This is a genomic window from Nocardia colli, from assembly GCF_008704205.1.
Taxonomy (GTDB): Bacteria; Actinomycetota; Actinomycetes; order Mycobacteriales; family Mycobacteriaceae; genus Nocardia; species Nocardia colli.
Genome location: NZ_VXLC01000015.1, coordinates 530,026 through 547,922 on the forward strand (window position 1 = coordinate 530,026; position 17,897 = coordinate 547,922).

General features: G+C 63.2%; 4 protein-coding genes. 3 read left to right on the top strand and 1 reads right to left on the bottom strand.

Translation table 11 applies throughout. From position 1 onward, the window contains the following. Positions 1-70: 70 nt before the first annotated feature. Positions 71-754 carry an SDR family NAD(P)-dependent oxidoreductase gene (locus F3087_RS29420; RefSeq protein ID WP_263407242.1) on the top strand — a complete coding sequence of 228 codons (684 nt, stop codon included), beginning with the start codon at positions 71-73 and terminating at the stop codon, positions 752-754. 22 nt (positions 755-776) lie between these two features. On the opposite strand, the gene F3087_RS29425 is transcribed toward F3087_RS29420, so the two are convergent. Continuing rightward, positions 777-2,444, bottom strand: a complete 1,668-nt coding sequence (locus tag F3087_RS29425; RefSeq protein WP_263407243.1) for a hypothetical protein — start codon at positions 2,442-2,444, stop codon at positions 777-779. Positions 2,445-2,707: 263 nt separating this feature from the next. Here F3087_RS29425 and F3087_RS29430 point away from each other — a divergent pair, with 263 nt between their 5' ends. Together F3087_RS29430 and F3087_RS29435 are read left to right on the top strand one after the other, a co-directional pair. Next, positions 2,708-3,196, top strand: a complete 489-nt coding sequence (locus F3087_RS29430) for a YbaB/EbfC family nucleoid-associated protein (RefSeq protein ID WP_223885427.1) — start codon at positions 2,708-2,710, stop codon at positions 3,194-3,196. An 18-nt stretch (positions 3,197-3,214) separates the two neighbouring features. Further along, a partial coding sequence (locus F3087_RS29435) for a WXG100-like domain-containing protein (protein ID WP_150405307.1) occupies positions 3,215-17,897 on the top strand: 14,683 nt, incomplete at its 3' end.

Here is a 17,897-nt window from a genome sequence, read left to right on the forward strand (position 1 = left end):
TGGGCGGCAACAGTAGACCGAATATCAGAGGAGAGAAGGCACTATGGGGAACCGGCAGGATTCGTGGGCGTTGGTCGCTGGTTCGACGGGTGGTGTCGGCCGGGAGGTCGCGTTGCGGTTGGCGGACGACGGGTATTCCGTCGTGGTCTGTGGCTGTGATGGCGCCGGTGCGGCGGAGACTCGTCAGTTGATCGAGTGGGCCGGAGGGCGGGCGGTAGATTTCGTGGCTGATCTGGGTGACTCTGTGGCGCTGCGTCGGTTGATTGCCGAGACTGCCGGTGTGGTGGCGGGTGCCCCGGTGGAGGTGTTGGTCAACAATGCCGGTGAGTTGGACGGTGGGTTGACCAGCGACATGTTCGATGTGGTCTTCCGCCGGAATGTGAAGGCGCCGTTGGTCTTCACGGATGCGTTCGCGCCATTGATGGCCGAGCGCGGTCGGGGAGTGATCGTCAACGTGGGCGGCCCCAGCGCCTTCGCCGGTGTCGAGGATGGTGGCCAGTTGGAGGCCGCGAAGGCGGCGTTGATGATGTTGACCAGGTTGTGGGCGGTGGAATACGGGCCGAAGGGCGTGCGGGTCAATTCCGTCGACCCGCGCTGTGCGCTCACCCGGCACGGCAGTCGGCCCGCCGAGGTCGCCGAGGCGGTACGGTTCCTCGTCTCACCGCGGGCCGCCGCCATACAGGGCACCGTATTGCCCCTGGGGCCGGAGGCGGGCGCATTCGAAAGTGGTGGTTATTTGTCAGCGCCCGCGTAAAGCCGGCGAGGCGGATCCGGCCTTACGACGCGGGCACCGATCCGCGTTGCCGGAATCGTTGTTCGAATCCTTCGCGGTACACCGAGGGGGCGGTGGACGAGGAGGACTGTTCGATCACTCCGTCGTCGGCGATGTAGAAGATGGCGCGGCCGATGGCGATCTCACCGGGTTCGGTCGGGACGAACACCATCCAGCCGATCTCGAGGCGTTCGGCGACGAGTTCGTCGAGTGGGTAGCCGGTGGTGTCGACGCCGAGGCCGAGAATGTGCTGGCGTACCAGCGTGATCGCCTGGCCCTGGGACAGCGGCTCGACCACTGTCGCCGTAAGGCCGGCCAGTGACAGTTGATACATAGCGCCGTCGATGTTGTCGGTGGATTCCTCGAACACCGCGGTCAACGTGTTCCTGGTGACCACACCGGCTTCGGCGGCGGCGACCAGTGTGGCCGCGGCTTGCCGTTGGTGCTCGGTGGTTTCACCGCCGAGCAGGTTGCACACGATATCTGTGACCGTTTCAGCCGACCAGACACCAGGGACGGCGGCGCTGATCAGCTCGGCGCCCGGGGATTCGCCGCGGTACCAGTTGTCGTTGACCCACCAGTAGCAGAACGACAGCATGCCCTGCGCGGCACGGGGATTGAGTACCTGGTTGGCCACCCAGTCGGGGGCGCCGGCGTACAGGTCCGGCAGCTCGCCGTCGTCGTTGTAGGCGGCGTCGAGTTCGGGGGCGTTCCAGATGCCGCCCGAGAGCACGGCGCGGCCGCCGGGCAGTACGAACAGGGTGGAGCCGCTGCGCGCCGCGCCTTCGAAGATGCCGAGCGCGGGGCGGATTCGGGGTCCCAGCTCGGCGCCGATGGCGACGAAGGCCGCCGCGATCGTCGCCCAGCGTGCCCACAGCACGGGAAGTGGCGGGAAGTCGTCGCGCGAGAGCACCGAGGCGATGCCCGCGTCGCGATCGGCGCGCGCCCGGGCCGCGGCGTCCTGCGGGGAACGCCATTGCCGTTCGTCGTGAAAGATATACGCGCCCAACCACACCGGAATCCATTCGCGCGGAAACGCGTCCAGATCGGCCCGATAGGCGTCGGGCGGCAGCAGCTGATCGTCGGGGAACGGCTCGTCGCCATAGTCGTAGTCGACCTCGACGTCGCCGGTGACCTCGAGCTGGATCAGCAGGCGCCACCAGGGTCCGTCGCCGAGTTGCGCGGAGATATCGCGGTGCAGCAGAACGAGTTCGGTGACCGCGGGCGATGGCTCGGCCCGCGACACCTGAGCGTCGTCGTCGTAGTACAGCACGTAGGCCACGCCACCGGTGACCGTGAGCGCGAAGATCGCCTCCAGTGACTGCCAGCCGTCGGGGCCGGTCGCGCCGAGTTCGCGGGCGATCTGGTGGGCGAGTTCGGTCGCCTGCTGCTCGATGGCCGTCTCGTCGGTGGTGGGCGCCTCAGGCGTGGGCTCGTCGGTGGTCGGCGGTTCGGGTGTCTGCGCCTCGGACGTGGGCTCGTCGGCGGGGGCCGGATCGGCTGGGCGCACTTCGCCGGCCGGGGCTTGCGCATCGGGGGTCGGCGCGTCAGTGTGCTGCGGAGCAGGAGGGGCCTGCGCGCCGGCGGGCGGCTCGGTCGAGGAGGTTTCCGACTTGCCCAGGGTGAAGCCGACATCGAAAGTCGCACCGCCGGTGGAGTCTTGGGGTCCCATGTGGTTCAGCTCCTCGGTACTGCTGTGCCGGTCGGTTCAGGTGTGGGTGGCCCCCGACCCAAGTGTTTGACCAGGAGCAAAATCATTTGACTGGAAGTCAATCAGAACGCTAGGGTCGACGTCAATCGCTTGTGCCCGATGCGACGTGATCTTGTCGGTGGCAACACCTGGTGGCAGTACCAGGCCTAGTTTGCCGACCCGGTGAATCGGGCCGCCATGCGCCGCGTAGCGACGTTCATCGTTGCCTGACAGGAGGTTTCGCCGTGGTGGACAGTCGGAGACCCGATAATCATCGCGTCGAGGGTGATATCGCGGACCTCATGGAAACGGTCGGCACACACATCCGATCCATCGCGGACATGCAACGCAAGCGCAGCGAACTCGTCGCTGACGGCAGTGCCGGAGGCAGGCGGGTCACGGTCACCTGCAATGCGGACGGCGTGCCGATCGATGTCGTCTTCGCCGACGACATCGATGACCTCGATTACGACGACATCGCGGCAGCGGTGCTCGAGGCCGCGCAGGAGGCCGCGGTCAAGGTCGTCGCCATGGCCGAAGACCTGCTGGCTCCGGTTCGCGCGGCGCGCGCCGAGCTGCCCAGTTTGTCGTCGCTGGTCGAGGGAATGCCCGACGTGCGCACGAATGTGCCTGAGCTGCAACGGGCCTCGTTCGAATCGAAGGCCGTGCGCACCCGCTTCGCCACCGGCGACGACGCCGCTTCCCGGCCGCGGTCTGTCATCGACAGTGAGTGATTCGGCACCGCCGCACCCATGAGTATCGATCTGCCCGCCGGCGTCCAATGGCTGAGCTATTTGGCGGGTAGTGCATGGCCGAAGGGCGACGAGGACAAGATGTTCTCGATCGACGACGCTTTCCAGACTGCGGCGACGCAACTGGAAGGCTTGATCGATCAGTTGCGCGCGGCCTGCGATACCGCGTCGGCCAATTACTCGGGCCCGAACGCGGACAAGATGAAGCAACAGTTCGACCTGTTCTTTTCCGGCGACTCGTCGGTAGCGAGCATGGCGAGTTCGATGCGGCAGCTCGGATCCTCGGCCCATGAGATGGGCGTCTCGATCGAGCATACGAAGGTGCAGGTCATTGCCACGCTGGTAATGCTGGCCGCGGAGATCGCGTATCTGCTGACGACCTGGTTCGGGGCGGCGATGGTTCCGCCGCTGAAAGCGGCGGCCGAGAGCGTTCTCGCGAGCATCGGGCGGTCGCTGCTGACCAAGCTGCAGGCGCATGCCGCGTGGATGGCCGCGCGGCCGATGTGGCAGCTGGCCGCGATCAGCGGTGGCATACAGGGAGTCCTCGGCGTGGCCAGCGAGGCCGCTATACAGGGCTGGCAGAAGGGCCAGGGGCATATCGGCGGGATCAACCTGGGGCAGGTGTTCATCGCGGGCGCAACTGGTTTCGCGGGCGGCGCGGTAGGCGCACCGGTCGGCAGCATCGTCGGTAAGGGGCTGGGAAACTGGGTCGCCCAGAGATTCACGATGACGGTGCCGAAGGCCACCGGCGTCGCCTTCGTCGCCGGCGTCGCGGGCGGGTTGGCGGGTGCCGGCGCGGGTTTCGTCGTCGGCGGCGCACTGACCAGAGAATGGGATTTCGATCCGGCCATGCTCGCCGGCGGCGCGGCGGGCGGCATGCTCGGCGCGATGCACGGCGCGGTCGGTCACATGCGGACCGCGGCACTGGCGAAGTCGGCGGCGAACCTCAAAGCGATATCCATTTCCGACGGCAGCTCCACCAACTTGGTACCGGAGAAGGGCGGCGGTGCGGGCGGCAGCGGTGCCGCGCAGAACCGTGGGGCGCAGACCGCCGAGCCGCAGCGGCGAACTGGTTCAGGGTCCTCGCGGACAGCAGGCTCGACGGCCGGGAACAACCGGACCACCGTGCCGCCGAGATCGACGCCTGCCCGAAGCGTGGCACCCGGCGAAACCTCTGCGCGAGCGAAACCCGCTGCGACCGGCAGTATTTCGGTGAAGAGCGTGCTGCGTGGACGCTCTGGCTCATGGCACGCCGGCACGGACGACGGTTCGGTGTCGCGTACCTCCGGGTCGTCGACGCCGGACGGAAGGCAGCGGTCGAGCAGTGCGCCGCCGCCGGTCACCCGCGGGTTCGACGACGCTTCGGGATCACGGCCTTCGTCGCGTGCCTCGGCTGAGCCGGGTTCGGTGGGGTCCGAGCATTCCGCGGCGAACCCGGCGACTGCCAAGAGCCCAGACGGCGGATCCGCGGCGCTGGTTCAGCGTTCCGGTGAGTCCGTGGTGCGCGGCTCGAACGAATACACCCCGCCGCCCAGTGAGGGGCGGTCACAGTCGGTCTCGGACGCGTCATCCAGGGCTTCGGCGTCGGGCCCCGGTAGCGTGGCCGGCTCGTCGGACGGCCGGTCCGCGTCCGGCGGATCGGTGAGCGAGAGCCGCAGTGGATCTGTAATCCCTTCTCGCCCAGTTACTCCGGAGGCCGGGTCGGTAACCGCCCGATCCGGGAGCGCCCTCTCCTCGGCGGCGTCGGACCCGGGGCCGCAGCATCGCGTCACGGCCGCACCCGGCGACTCCGCCGCAGCGCGCACGACCGGGCCGCGGTCAGTTCGGGAGGAGCAGTCGTCGACGCAGTCGCGGGCCTTGCCCGCGGGGCCCGAACGTACGGCCGGTCCGGCGACCGGACGACCGAGCGACGGCAGCGATTCGGCCGCTCGCACGTCGCATTCGGAGCCATCGGTATTCGACCGCCTGAAAGATCAGCCCTCCAGTCAGAGCTCGGGTGAGTCATCGCACGCCAAGGCGAGGTTGCTCGAAAATGGTGATGCCCCAGCTCTTTCCGAACACACCACGTCCCGTCCCGACACCTCCGCCGGTCCGCACCGCACCGATCCGCCGCGCAGGACGCCAGTTGCCGACGGGCCGATGGACCCGCGTGAGCTGCAGCTGCGGAGCCGATTGCGAGAGTCGCCGGAGGTCCTGAACCATCCCGTCGTGGCCGAGGCGCAGAAGCGGCTGCGGACTGCGGGAACCGAAGCCAAGCACATCCCGACCGGACTGCCGGAGCACGTCGAGCCGGGATCGCGAGCTGCCAAGGCGTTGCGCGAGATGTCCACGGATGCCGCGAACGAAGTGGAACAGGCGCGGCAGGCGCATGAGGCAGCGGTAGCGCATGCGGTGCAGGAGCGTTACGAGGCTTTGCGGGCCGAGAGTGAGGCTCGGATCGCTGCCGATGAACAGGACAGGGTGTGGCTGCGTGAGTCCACCGAGGCGCAGAAGGACGTCGCGGTGGAACGTCTCCGTCAGGCGACGGAGGGGGTGAAGGAGGCCAAGGCCCGGTTCGAGACGGCACAGGCGGAGCTCGAGGCGGGTCTGCGGGGCAGGCTGGACGAGAATATCGAGGCGTCGGAGCGCGGGGTCACGACGGCGCAGGAAGCGTTGGCGCACAGTAGAACTGCGTATGCGGAGGCCAGGGCAGGCAACGAGCCGCGGCCGGAATACTTGCAGCGGTTGCGTGGGGAGGTCGACCAGCGTCGAAATGAGTTGCGGCAGGCCCTGATCGAACACGAGGCTTTGCTGACCGCGACGAAGGACCGTCCCGACGAGCTGGCCGCGGCGCGCAGGAGACGGACCGAGCTGGTGCCGGGTTGGCGGGGCCGGTGGCAGCTCGGTTGGCAGGTGAAGGAGCGAGCCGCTGCCTGGACGGAGGTGTTGAGCCGACGCGAGTCGGAGGCCGCGGCGCGGTCTCGGGTGGCGGAGCTCGGCGATGAGCTGGCGGCGAAGGAAGCGGCTTACCCGCAGGCCGTCGCCGGATTCAAGGTCGTGATGCGCGAGGTGATCGAACAACGCCTGGCGGCGTTGGAGAACGCCAAGACGCTGGATCGAGACGCCTACGAGGGGGGGTTGGCGGACCGGGGCGAGGCGATGAGGGCGGCGGCGCGCAAGGCCGAGGAGATGGTGTCGGCGGTGGTGAAGGCGGCGTTCGCGTTCCGGGACGAGGTGCTGCGGCAGACCGAGGAAACCAATCCGGTGATCGGGCGGGGCGCGAGTGACGCGGAGCTGGATGAGATGGTGCGGCGTGGTTCGCCCGCGGAGCAGTTGGCGGCGCTGCCGGAGTGGATGACGCGCCATGATCCGAATCCGGATCCGGCCAAGCGTCGCACGCCGCGGGAGACGCAGATGAAGGCGTACGTGCTGAGCGAGTTCGGGCCCGCCGATATGAAGGGCGGGGAGGGCAAAACACTGGTGATGGTCATGTCCGGGTATCGCGATGCCAGGGAAAATGGCGCGGCCACCCTGCTGACCAGCAGTGAGCCGCTGGTACTCGAGATGCTCGAGGATATGCACAAATATTGGGGGACGCGGGAGGAGCATCTGCGGGGGGCCAAGGACATGGGGGTGGATCTAGTGCAGTTGCGGGAGAATGAGCCGTTCCCGAAGTGGGCCTGGGAGGCCGAAAAATCGGGTCGGAACCTGCTGGTCGTGGGGACCAAGGAAGCGGTGATGTTCGCCGGGTTGCACGAAGCGCACACGATGGTCGACGACCTCGCGCGCGCGGGGGTACCTGCGCGGGCGGTGACGGAACTGCGGAACTGGCTGCGCACGGAACGGCACGCGGATGAGCTGGCTGATCAGTTGAACGCGGTGGCCGAGGAGCACGGCTCGGAGCGGCGGTTCCGGCCGGTGCCGGAGGCGACGGGCAATCTCGACGAGACCGACACCGCCTTCGACGGACTGGTGCGGGCGATCCTGGCGCCGGGGGATCGCGTGGACGCGTCACCAGCGCGGGTGGCCGAATTGGAGGATATGTACGAGAAATTCCGCCTCGCGATACTCGAAGACCCCGAACGTGCCTTGACTCCCGAGGATTTCAGCAGACCGCAAGGCACCACGGGGCTTTGGCACGCGCGGCTGAGTAAGGGCGCGGTCGAGAAGCTGGTCGCGGTGACCGGGGATCGAGACGCGGTGCTCGCCGCCGCGAAACATTATGAGCGGTTCGCGCTGGCGAAGTGGGGACTTATCGCTGGTAAGGATTACGTCATCTCGCGTCGGGAAGACAAGGTGATGTTGATCCTCGCCAAAACCACCGACCAGGTGCAGTGGGACAGTCAGAAGTCCAGTGAAACGCGGTTGCAGGAGCTGGGACAGTACCTCGACGTCGTCGAGAGAGTGACGGTGCGGGGCAACCATGCGGAGGATTCGCTGACCACGTCGTTGCACCAGTGGATCGGCAGCCGGTTCCTGCGGAATCCGCGGGGTCTGTCGGGCACGATCAAAGAAGTCCAAGACGCCGTGTACGCCAGCTGGGGCGGTGCGCATGACAAGCGGGGCCACTATTTCGCGGTGCCGGAAGTCGAGCGATGGTACGCCCCGCAAGCGATCGAGGAAAAGGGCCAGCACTTCGGGACTCGCGAGGCGAAACTGCAGGCCAAGGCCGCCGATGTGCTCGACGCCGCGAAGATATCCTTCGAGGTGCGCGACGGCACGATCACCGGCCTGCGGCAGCGGGGGCGGCCCCAGTGGGACATCTCGCTCGACAACTCCGAGATCCGAGGCACCGTAGAACGCGTGGACGAGCGGGTCGTCGACAAACCGGGCGGCGGGCGGATGGTCGAGGAGACCAGGACCCCACTGCACGGCTGGCAGGACAAGCAACCGCACGAGCGCGGCCTGATCGACTGGGTCGACGCGCTCGCCGATCAACGGATCCGGAAGTACGCCAGCGAGCACGGGCTCGAGGTGGCAGCGGGCGTCAAGCTCGAGTACAAGGTGCTCGACGCCCACTGGTATGTGCAGAACGGCGGCGGCGATACCGCCGAAAAGGCCGCCAAAGTTCTGGTCGACGACTTCGGGGACGTGGGCGACATCATGTTCATCAACAAGTCCGGTGCGCGCGGCAGCGATCCCACACCTAGCGCGGATGCGATCGAACTCGGCGGCGTCATCGTCAGAATCAGTGGCGGACCGGCCTTCTCACCGCGCGTGGTGTTGCAGGCGATCTGGCGGACCGCCCGCGGCGGGTTCGGCCCCGATCGAGAAAACGGCGGCACGCCCGGATCCTGGAAGATTTACACCTCCGACGGAGATCTGCTCACCGAGATCCCCGATGCGCAAGCCGCCCGCGAGATCACCTATTACCAGAACGCCGTGCGCGAACGCGACCAAGCCGCTCGCGAATACGAAGCACAGCCCTCGCCAAATAAACAGAAGACCCTCAGCAAAGCCAACGAACGCGTCGACGAGGCAGTACGGGTTCTACAGGAAGAAACCACGCCAAGGCTGCAACGTCGTGCCGAAGAACAACTCCTCGCCCCCCACCTCGGGCCCGAGGGCGCAGTAGGCCCACATCGTGGGGCGGTGGAGCACAACTTGACCGGCGGCCATTCCGGCGCTTACCGGGGCGGTATTCCGACAACCCAGACCCCCTCGGCGCCCGGCACGGTCGCGTCGCCGCCGCCTGCCATCCGTCCCGTGACCACCGCGCTCGACGGCAGCGGCGAGGCTCCGCCCGGTATGGGGCCGGCTCCTTCGCCGCCCCCGTCGCACTCCACCACACAGCCGCCGGGAAACACCCGGTCCGATAATCCGGCTCAGCAGGGCGACAGCCCGCCGAAGAACACTCCGGACGCACCGTCACTGCCGCCGCGATCGGACGGCTCGGCAGATACCTTGTCGCCCAAACGATCCGATGCGCCGGGACGTACCACGGCGAGGTTCGCTCCGCCGGTCGGCAAAACGAACTCCGGTCCGGGGTCGGACGAGATTTTCGATCCTGCGGATTCGTACTCGGCGGGGTCTGTTGACGATGAGTCGGTGCGCGGGTTCGCTGATGCGGTTGTCGATGTAGATGAGGAGTCGGATGCTGGGCTGCTGATCGGTATGGACCCCGATGGTGCTCAGGGGATGGAGTCGATAAGGGTTTTCGATCCACCCAGGTCGCTGATCGATGAACTCGTGCCTTCCTTGTCATACTCGGCCGGCACTCTCATATATCTGGGGAATGATATAGGTACGCACCGTTTTACGATGACCGAAAACGGTTTCCGTGTGCAGTATCGTTCCAACGATTTCCCGGAAGGTCTCGATGGGCCGGAGGTGACTACTGCTGAAGGTCTCGACCTGATCAAGGGGTATATCGGCGATCAAGAGCAGAATATCACTTCTGTTTTTGTCGAATTTCCGCCCGATGAGATCCCCACACCGAGCGGGCTTTCGCCGGAGGCGATCACTACAGAAGATTTGTTGCCGCAAGAGATGAGAGTGCTGACGTATTTCGCGGCGGCCGTCGATCTAGGCCGTTATATCGACCTACGTTTCCTGTTCAATCGTCTGGTGGAAGAGGGCGTTGTCGCTGGTGTCAGTTCGGGATTCGACTCCATGAGATACTGGAACCGCCGATTGTTCGAGGCGCTCGATGTTCCGGCCATGCCTGGTCTATATCCGCGTGAGCGGCGGCAGTTGGCTGTTTCGAAAGCTCGTGAATCGCATCCGGGTCTGATCGACGAGGCTGGTGTGGCGGATTTGGTCGAGGAGCTGCGGGGGTCCTCACTGTGGGTGGCGGGCGGTCGTTCTGGCGAAGCGCGAGATCAGAGGATACTACAGTACCTTGCGGCGGCTGTCGCTCTGAATCATGATTTCGACCTGGATTTCCTATTCAACCGACTCGTGGATGAGGACATCCTCGCTGATGGCCCCTCTGCATACGAGTCCTGGAAGAAGGCGATGGGTCGGTTCTTCGAAAAACTCGATGTTCCGGCCATCCAGGGTCCCTTCCGGGGCGAGCGGCGGCGGCGGTTGGCTGTTTCGAAGGCTCGTGAATCGCATTCGGGTCTGATCGATGAGACTGCTGTGGCGGTTTTGGTCGAGGAGTTGCGTGAGTCCTTGTCTGAGACGGATGCCGGTCGTTCTTACGAGGCGCTGGCGAAGAGGGTGCTGCACTATTTTGCGGCAGCTGCCGAGTTGAATCGTGATTTCGGCCAAGGTTTTATAACAAACCAACTCGTGGCCGAGGGCCGTGTTTCCGACGACTCTGGATACGCTGCTACTAAGAATGCGTTTGCCTACTTGTTCAAAAATTTCAATGTTCCGGCTGAGAATGTTCAATCTTCGGGTGAGCGGCGGAGGTTGACTGTTTCGGCGGCTCGTGAGTTTGCCGCGCGTGAATTTCCGGAACTGATCGACCAGGACGTTGTGGGGGATCTGGCCGCGAAGTTTCGCAAGACGGGCGCCGGTTTTTCGCTACCGTCGAGAGTTTTGCAGTATTTTGCGGCGGCTGTCGACATGAATCGTGATTTCGATATACGTTTCATATATGAACGTCTCGTAAGAGAACCTCATCCTTTCGCGAACCTTAAGTATAACGATGTAGGTGGTGCGGCCCAGAGTTTGTTCATGAAGTTCGAAATCGCGAGTGGTCGACCTCGGTCTGAGCGGCGACGGTTGACTGTTTTGAAGGCTCGTGCTTCATATCAGATTGATGAGGATGCTGTTGCGCTGCTCAAGCTCAAGCTTGGCAATATGCGGATTGATGGACGTGCCGGTGTCAGTGTTGCCCGGGGTGGTTCGGGAGATGGCTCGGCGGCCGTTAATGTCGGTTATGCCGTGTCTGGACCTGGATGGTACGTTCGTTCCAGGAATGATTGTGTTCGGGTCAATCTTGCTGGTCTGAAGGCTCGTAATAAAAGTCCGCACATCGAGGTGCCGGCCGAGCCGGCGCCGCTGTGGGGGCGCAGTCTTGAAGAGACCGAACGTTTGACCGGCGGGAAACTTCACAAATATGCCGATGAATACCAGCTCGCAACCTACCTGTTGTCCTTCGGGCCTGGTGCTTCGATGTTCGTGGTGTACAAGTACAAGTATGCCGCCAAGGTGGACAAGGAACACTATGTCGGAGCGCACGGTTTTTATATAATTGTCAATCCTGATGGTCGCACTATCAAACAGGTGGACCATACGCTTGGTCAGGAATCCCCTTTTCCGTCGAAGCGTCGCGCAAAAGTCGTTGGTATCTTCGCTACTGGTTATGATCCTGGCGGCGAGATCATCCCACCTCCGCCCGCTGTTGCGGGAAATCGAAACGTAATGACCCGAGGCGTCGGGCCGAAACCGATCGTTGCGAGCGTCCCGCTGCGGCACGATACGCAGGATTACGCGAAAATCTACGTCGGTGCGGACTTTGCCGGTTCTCTGGAGTCGGGGCATGTTGTGCGGCATACTCGCGAGTCGCGGGGTAGGCGGGTGCTGCAGTATTATGCGGCGGCTGTCGAACTGGGGCGCGATTTCGACCGAGGTTTCCTACTCAGACGTTTTGTTGAGGAGGGCCTTGTCGCAGATGACCGTTTTGGATCCAATGCTGTGAATCATGCGGTGGGTTGGGCTTTCCGGAAGCTCAGAATTCAGCCCGTGCATGGTCGATCTGCTAGTGAGCGGCGGCGGTTGGCTGTTTCGATGGCTCGTGAATCGCATCCGGGTCTAATCGATGAGGCTGCTGTAGCGGCTTTGGTCGCAAATTTGAATAATGCTGATGCCGGTCGTTCTGATGCGGAGTTGCGTGAGTCCCTAACGGAGGTGGGTGTCGGTCATTCTGTAAATTTGTCGTCAGCTCAGCTGAGGGTGCTGCATTACTACGCCGCGGCAGTCACACTGGAGCGTGATTTCGACCTAGCTTTCATACGTAACCGTCTTCAGGTCGAAGGTCTGGTTTCGGATGGTGCTCATGTTGCGAGAAATGTGGTCACAGGTTTGTTCGAAAAGCTCCGTGTTCCAGCCCGAGAACACTCTCCGCAGGAGCGGCGGCAGTTGGCTGTTTCGAAGGCTCGTGAATCGCATCCGGGTCTAATCGATGAGGCTGCTGTAGCGGCTTTGGTCGCAAATTTGAATAATGCTGATGCCGGTCGTTCTGATGCGGAGTTGCGTGAGTCCCTAACGGAGGTGGGTGTCGGTCATTCTGTAAATTTGTCGTCAGCTCAGCTGAGGGTGCTGCATTACTACGCCGCGGCAGTCACACTGGAGCGTGATTTCGACCTAGCTTTCATACGTAACCGTCTTCAGGTCGAAGGTCTGGTTTCGGATGGTGCTCATGTTGCGAGAAATGTGGTCACAGGTTTGTTCGAAAAGCTCCGTGTTCCAGCCCGAGAACACTCTCCGCAGGAGCGGCGGCAGTTGGCTGTTTCGAAGGCTCGTGAATCGCATCCGGGTCTGATCGATGAGGATGCTGTCGCAAGGCTTGTGCGGGCGTTTCGTGGTGCGGACCAGGCCGACACCGAGTCCAGATCGGGCACCGACCGGTCCGGTCACACCACCGTGCGGCGCGTCGGAGCGGCCGCGGCCGTCCAGAACGAACCGACGAGCCAGATCGAGGCGCATGGCGGGGAAGTGCGCTCTAACCGCGGTACCGCGGAGTTCGACAGGACAGAGAATGTGGTGCCGTTCGAGGATCCGGCGGGTTTTCCGGATGTTTTCACAGGGGACGACTTCGATGATGTCGGCGATTTCCAGGATTTTCCCGGGATATTCGAAGACAGCGGGGCGCGTTCGGCGCACGGGTCCGAGGTGGTTGGCGATGTCGGGTTTGATCCTGGTTCGCTGCTGCAGACCTTGATGGTAGAGAAGCGTCGGGAAGTAGACGTACAGGCTCGGGTTGATGTGTGGGGGTGGAGTACCTTTCGAGGCAAGTTCTCGGGGGTTGATTTCCCGGTGGGAGCACAGTTCGAGTTCATCGATGGCACCGGTGGGGTGAGCTACCTGGCCGCGGTGGAATATTCGGAGAACGGCGCGCAGGTGCGGCTGGTCGGCGCCGGAGATGGCGACGGTATCGGCGGCCACACTGTGGTGGATGTTGCGGTGTTCCGGGAGGGTTTGCGTGCGGGGTTGCCGCGGTTGGGTGCCGGCAGCATGGTGCGGGTTGTGCAACCCGGTCCGCAGCAGGGTAGTCATCAGGTGTGGGAGACGGCACGGTTCTTGTTCGCTTTGAACGAGGGTGTTTTTGGTGCCGGAACGCGGGTGTCGTGGTGGGTGTTCTCCGAGCATGGTGAACGCGTGGTGTCGGTCGATTGGCGTCCGGACGGGTTGTTCCTCATCGGTGATGGGGGCGGGTCGGAGTTGTCGAAGTCGCGGCTGCTGGACCGTTTGCGTGATGTGGGTGCGGTTGCCGTCATGGGTGTCGGGTCGCAATCGGGGATGTTGCATCCGGAGTTGTTATCCGACAGCACGGAATATTACGGTCGGAGCCCGTCGAGCGGCGTGCCGGTAGCGTTCGAACCCGGTGAAATAGATATCCTTCACCGGATTTCGCGGCTCGGCCCTGGCCTGGCACGCAAATGGGTTGAGGATATCTCCGAGGAGTTGCACGCGGCCGGTGACCCGCACACTGCTGTGAATATAATGTCAGGCCGGATTGTGACGTTGTTCAACAAGTTGGAGGTAACGGCCGATTCTCACCATCTGCTTGAGTTCGTGCAAAACGCCCGGACTTGGGGGCTGTTGGCTCGGCAGCCAGAGCCTGGCGATGTGGACTTCGACACCCACCACACCCGTATCTTCCATAACCCCGAATTCTATTCAGCTGCCCACGAGAGCGAGGAAGTACGACCCGATCTCGTTCATGACGATACGTATGCGATGGATGGTGTGGTGTTGTCCACAGATCCTCCGGGCGCCGAAATTGCCGTGACGGATGATTTCTCGGTGGGCGGCGTGCGGTCCATCGATAGTTTGGAGCGGTTGTTTTCCGAGATCGAAAACGCTGTGTGGCTTGGTGAGACGGCCGGTATACAGGCGTTTTCGGTGGGTAGTGTGATTCGTATTCATGGTGCAGCGGGGATGCTGGAGCTCGTTGTTACTGGTGGTCTCGAGTTCACTGCGTTTTATGTTGGCGAAAGTGGTGTTTCTGGTGTGGGTGCACCAGTTTCGGCGGGTGGTGCGCGAGGATACGTGGAGCGCTTTTTCGGTGTGCGGGCCGGTTTTTCGTCGATAAGGGTATGGCTGAGCCCGGGTTCGTCGCAGGGGCGTGGTGAGGATTATCGTCTGGTGGCCGCTTTGGATTCGCTGCTATCCGGGGTGCGTTCGGTCGGGACTGGGTTACCCGGTTTTCCAGGAGGTAGTGAGATTTCTTTGGTCGATAGTAGTGGTAGTGTTTTGCGACTGCTGGTTACGGATGCGGGTGGTTTGTTTCCGCAGTATTCCGCTATTGCTTCGAAGGACAGTCTGGACGGGGATATCTTCGAGGGTTTGCAGGCGCGGGATTTGGTTGTCGATCACATCTCTGATCCGGAGCGTGTGATTACTGAGGTATCGGTGGATCGCCCTGTTCCCGGTCGCCCATACGAGAGCGGAGGCGTTGCCGCGGTTGTGGATTCGCAGAGTGCTGGGCCCGTGAATCATTCACCCTTCCGCTGGCTGAGCGAGAAACGGCAGAAGTTGCTCACTTACCTCGCTGCCGACTACGACGCGGTCCGCGCACATGAGGTTCTAGGGAGAGGCGCCACAAATGCAAGCGCGACTGTTCTGCGGTTGTATACCGAGCTCGGAGTCGAAGCGCTTCCTCTTCGGGAGAGGTTACCTGCGGCGATGGCAATGGTGGATTCTGACCCTAAGTTTATAGAAATGATCTCAGAGGTTCCGCATCCGTCTAGCTTTTTGAGTGCTTCGGAGGTCCAGCTGCTTCAGTTGGCCGTCCGAGGCTATTCGCTTGCGCAGACAGCCAGAAGTATAGGTGTCGAATATGCGGCGCTTATTATGGAGTTCGATGCTCTCAAGAAACTGTTCGGCATCGAAGTCGCCGTCGGTGACCGGCGGTTCGGTTCGGAGTTGAAGAGGTATGCTATCGTGCGGGGTGCCCTGACCAATGCTGATCTGGAAGCGATACGGAAACTTGCGCCACCGCCCCTATTCACGGCGGAAGAGCGCGCAATTCTTCTGGCCTACCGGGCGAATCCCTCCATCACAATCGCAGCTATATCCGAAATGTACCGCGGAACTCCGCTGGATGTCGGAAATCGTTCCACTGTCACAAGGAAGGTGCGGGCGATCGCTCGCCGTTACGACGTCGTACTCGAAGCGAACGAGCGGATCGGTGTGGAAAGAGTCCGCCAGATTTTGGACGCTGTCGCGGATGATTTCGCGGCGAGTGAGTCTGAGGCGACGCGGGGGGATGATAGTGCTGCGCTTGCTGTGGGTGGTGTCAGGGCTGATACCAACAGTCGTAGCGGATCCGCGAACAGGCCACGCATCGGTCTCGCTCCTGCGGCGGCCAGCACCGCGGCGGGCGACCCTACCCAGGTCGATGCCGACCTGCCCGGCACCGGCACCGAAGTCGCCGCCGACAAGCAGCCCAACGGTCCACCCGCCGCGGCGTCGACCGATGGCAGCACCCCGCACACCGCCGCCGACAACGAATCGGGGCCGTCCGCCAGACCGTCCGCAGTGCCGGCAATGCAACCGCTGCAACGTGTTTCGGAGGAGAACAGCCCTTGTCTGGATCTCACACTCGCCGCGATCAAACGACTTACCGGAAGCCGGCACATCACCCTGCCCGCCGACGATGCACCACCCCTCCGTGGACGTACGTTCGGCGAAGCCGAAACCTATGGCGGCGCACCGCTGTTCGACTACGGCACCTACGCCCGGGTCATCGAGCACCTCAGAGCGCACGGCCCAGCCGTCGTCCACGTCCTCGACGAATACACCACCGCCGACGAGAAAGGCATCGGCGCCCACTCTCAACACTTCATCGCCTTTTCGGACGGTACCGTCACCTACATCGACAAAGCATTCGGCAAAAGCCAAGCCCAGCCGCCACTCCCGCACCGTGAACTGCACACCGTGCACGCCGTCTTCTACGACATGTCCGGCGAAATCATCCCCCCACCCGCCGGCATCCCCCCATCGGTCGTCCCGGAGCACCAGCTCATCGCCCTGGAGCCCGGCGAGACATCAAAGCCGCAACAGCAACTCGGCGCAGCGTTCACCGTCCCTGGCTATCCCGCCACCGCCCTAGGTGATATCCGTATCGACGCGGGCAGCCAAATGGAGGACCTTCGCGGACCCGACTCCGAGCAGCCCGAATCCGCCATGGACACGACCGCGGATGGGGTGTCGTTCGGGGATCCGGCAGGTGCGCAGGTTATTTCCGCATCGGAGGTGAATGAGGGCATTCGGGTTGATCCTGGTGCGCTGCTGTACGACCTGATGGTTGACAAGTCTTTGCAAGTGGAAGTGCAGGCTCGGGTCGATGTGTGGGGTTGGGGCGTGTTTAGAGACAAGTTCGCGGCGGTCGATTTCCCGACAGGAACACAGTTCGAATTCGTCGATGGCGCCGGCGGGGCCGGCTATCTGGCCGCGGTGGAGCCATCGGAGAACGGCCCACAGGTGCGGGTTGGCGACCTCAACGGCACCGGTGGTCACATTCTGGTGAATGTTGGGGTGTTCAAGGAAGGCTTGCGGGCGGGGTTGCCGCAGCTCGGTGCTGGCAGTGTGGTGCGGGTTGTGCAGCCTGGTCCGGATCTGGGCGGTCATCAGGTGTGGGAGACGGCTCGGTTCTTGTTCGCTTTGCATGAGGGTGGCTTCGGTGCGGGGACGCGGGTGTCGTGGCGGGAGTCCGCCGAGCTTGGCGAAGGCGTGGTGTCGGTGGTTTCGGGTTCCGATGGTGTGTTCATCGATGAGGCTGGGTCGGGGCTGCTGGATCGGTTGCGTGACGTAGGCGCTGTGGAGGTGGTAGCTGTCGGGCCGCCTTCGGGGACGTCGCGCTCGGAGCTGTTGTCCGGTGGCAGCGAATATTACGGTCGGCACCTGCGGACGGGTGCGCTGGTGGCGTTCGCACCTGGTGAGATGGATATCATTTACCGGGTTTCGCGGCTCGGCCCTGGTCTGATGCGTAAACGGCCTGCGGATATCGCCGAGGAGTTGCGCGCGGCGGGTGACCCGCACGCGGATGTGAATACGATGACAGCCCGGTTTATATCGTTGTCCAAAAAATTGGAGGTAAGGTTTGATCATCGTCGTCTGCTCGAGTTCGTGCAGCAGGCGCGGGCTTGGGGGTTGTTGGCTCGGCAGCCAGAACCTGGCGATGTGGATCATCAATACTTCTTCCGGAATCCGATATCTGGCGAGCTCGTGCCGTTGGGGGACAACGAGGTGGATTTGCTGCAGCGGTATTCGCGGCGCAATCCCAACATGGAGATAAAGAGTCGAAAAGATATCGTGGCCGAACTGAAATCGGCCGGAGACACATACGTCAACGACGATACAGTCAAACATCGGCTCACGCTCGTATGCGGGAAGCTAAAACTTGCCGACGAGGACCGTAACGTTCTCGGTGCGGTGCAGGCGGCTCACAGCTGGGGAATTTTGCCTCCCGCCAAACCAGGCGATGTAGCCTTCGAGTATTATGGGTCAGACCCGGTCTCGGGTGCCCGCATCGCATTCTTCGATGATCAGATGACTTTGCTCCTGCGGCTCAACCAGCAACCGT

Bases quoted from the DNA above. Each gene is read 5' to 3' on its own strand.
- F3087_RS29425 (WP_263407243.1), bottom strand. From the start codon at position 2,444: ATGGGACCCCAAGACTCCACCGGCGGTGCGACTTTCGATGTCGGCTTC.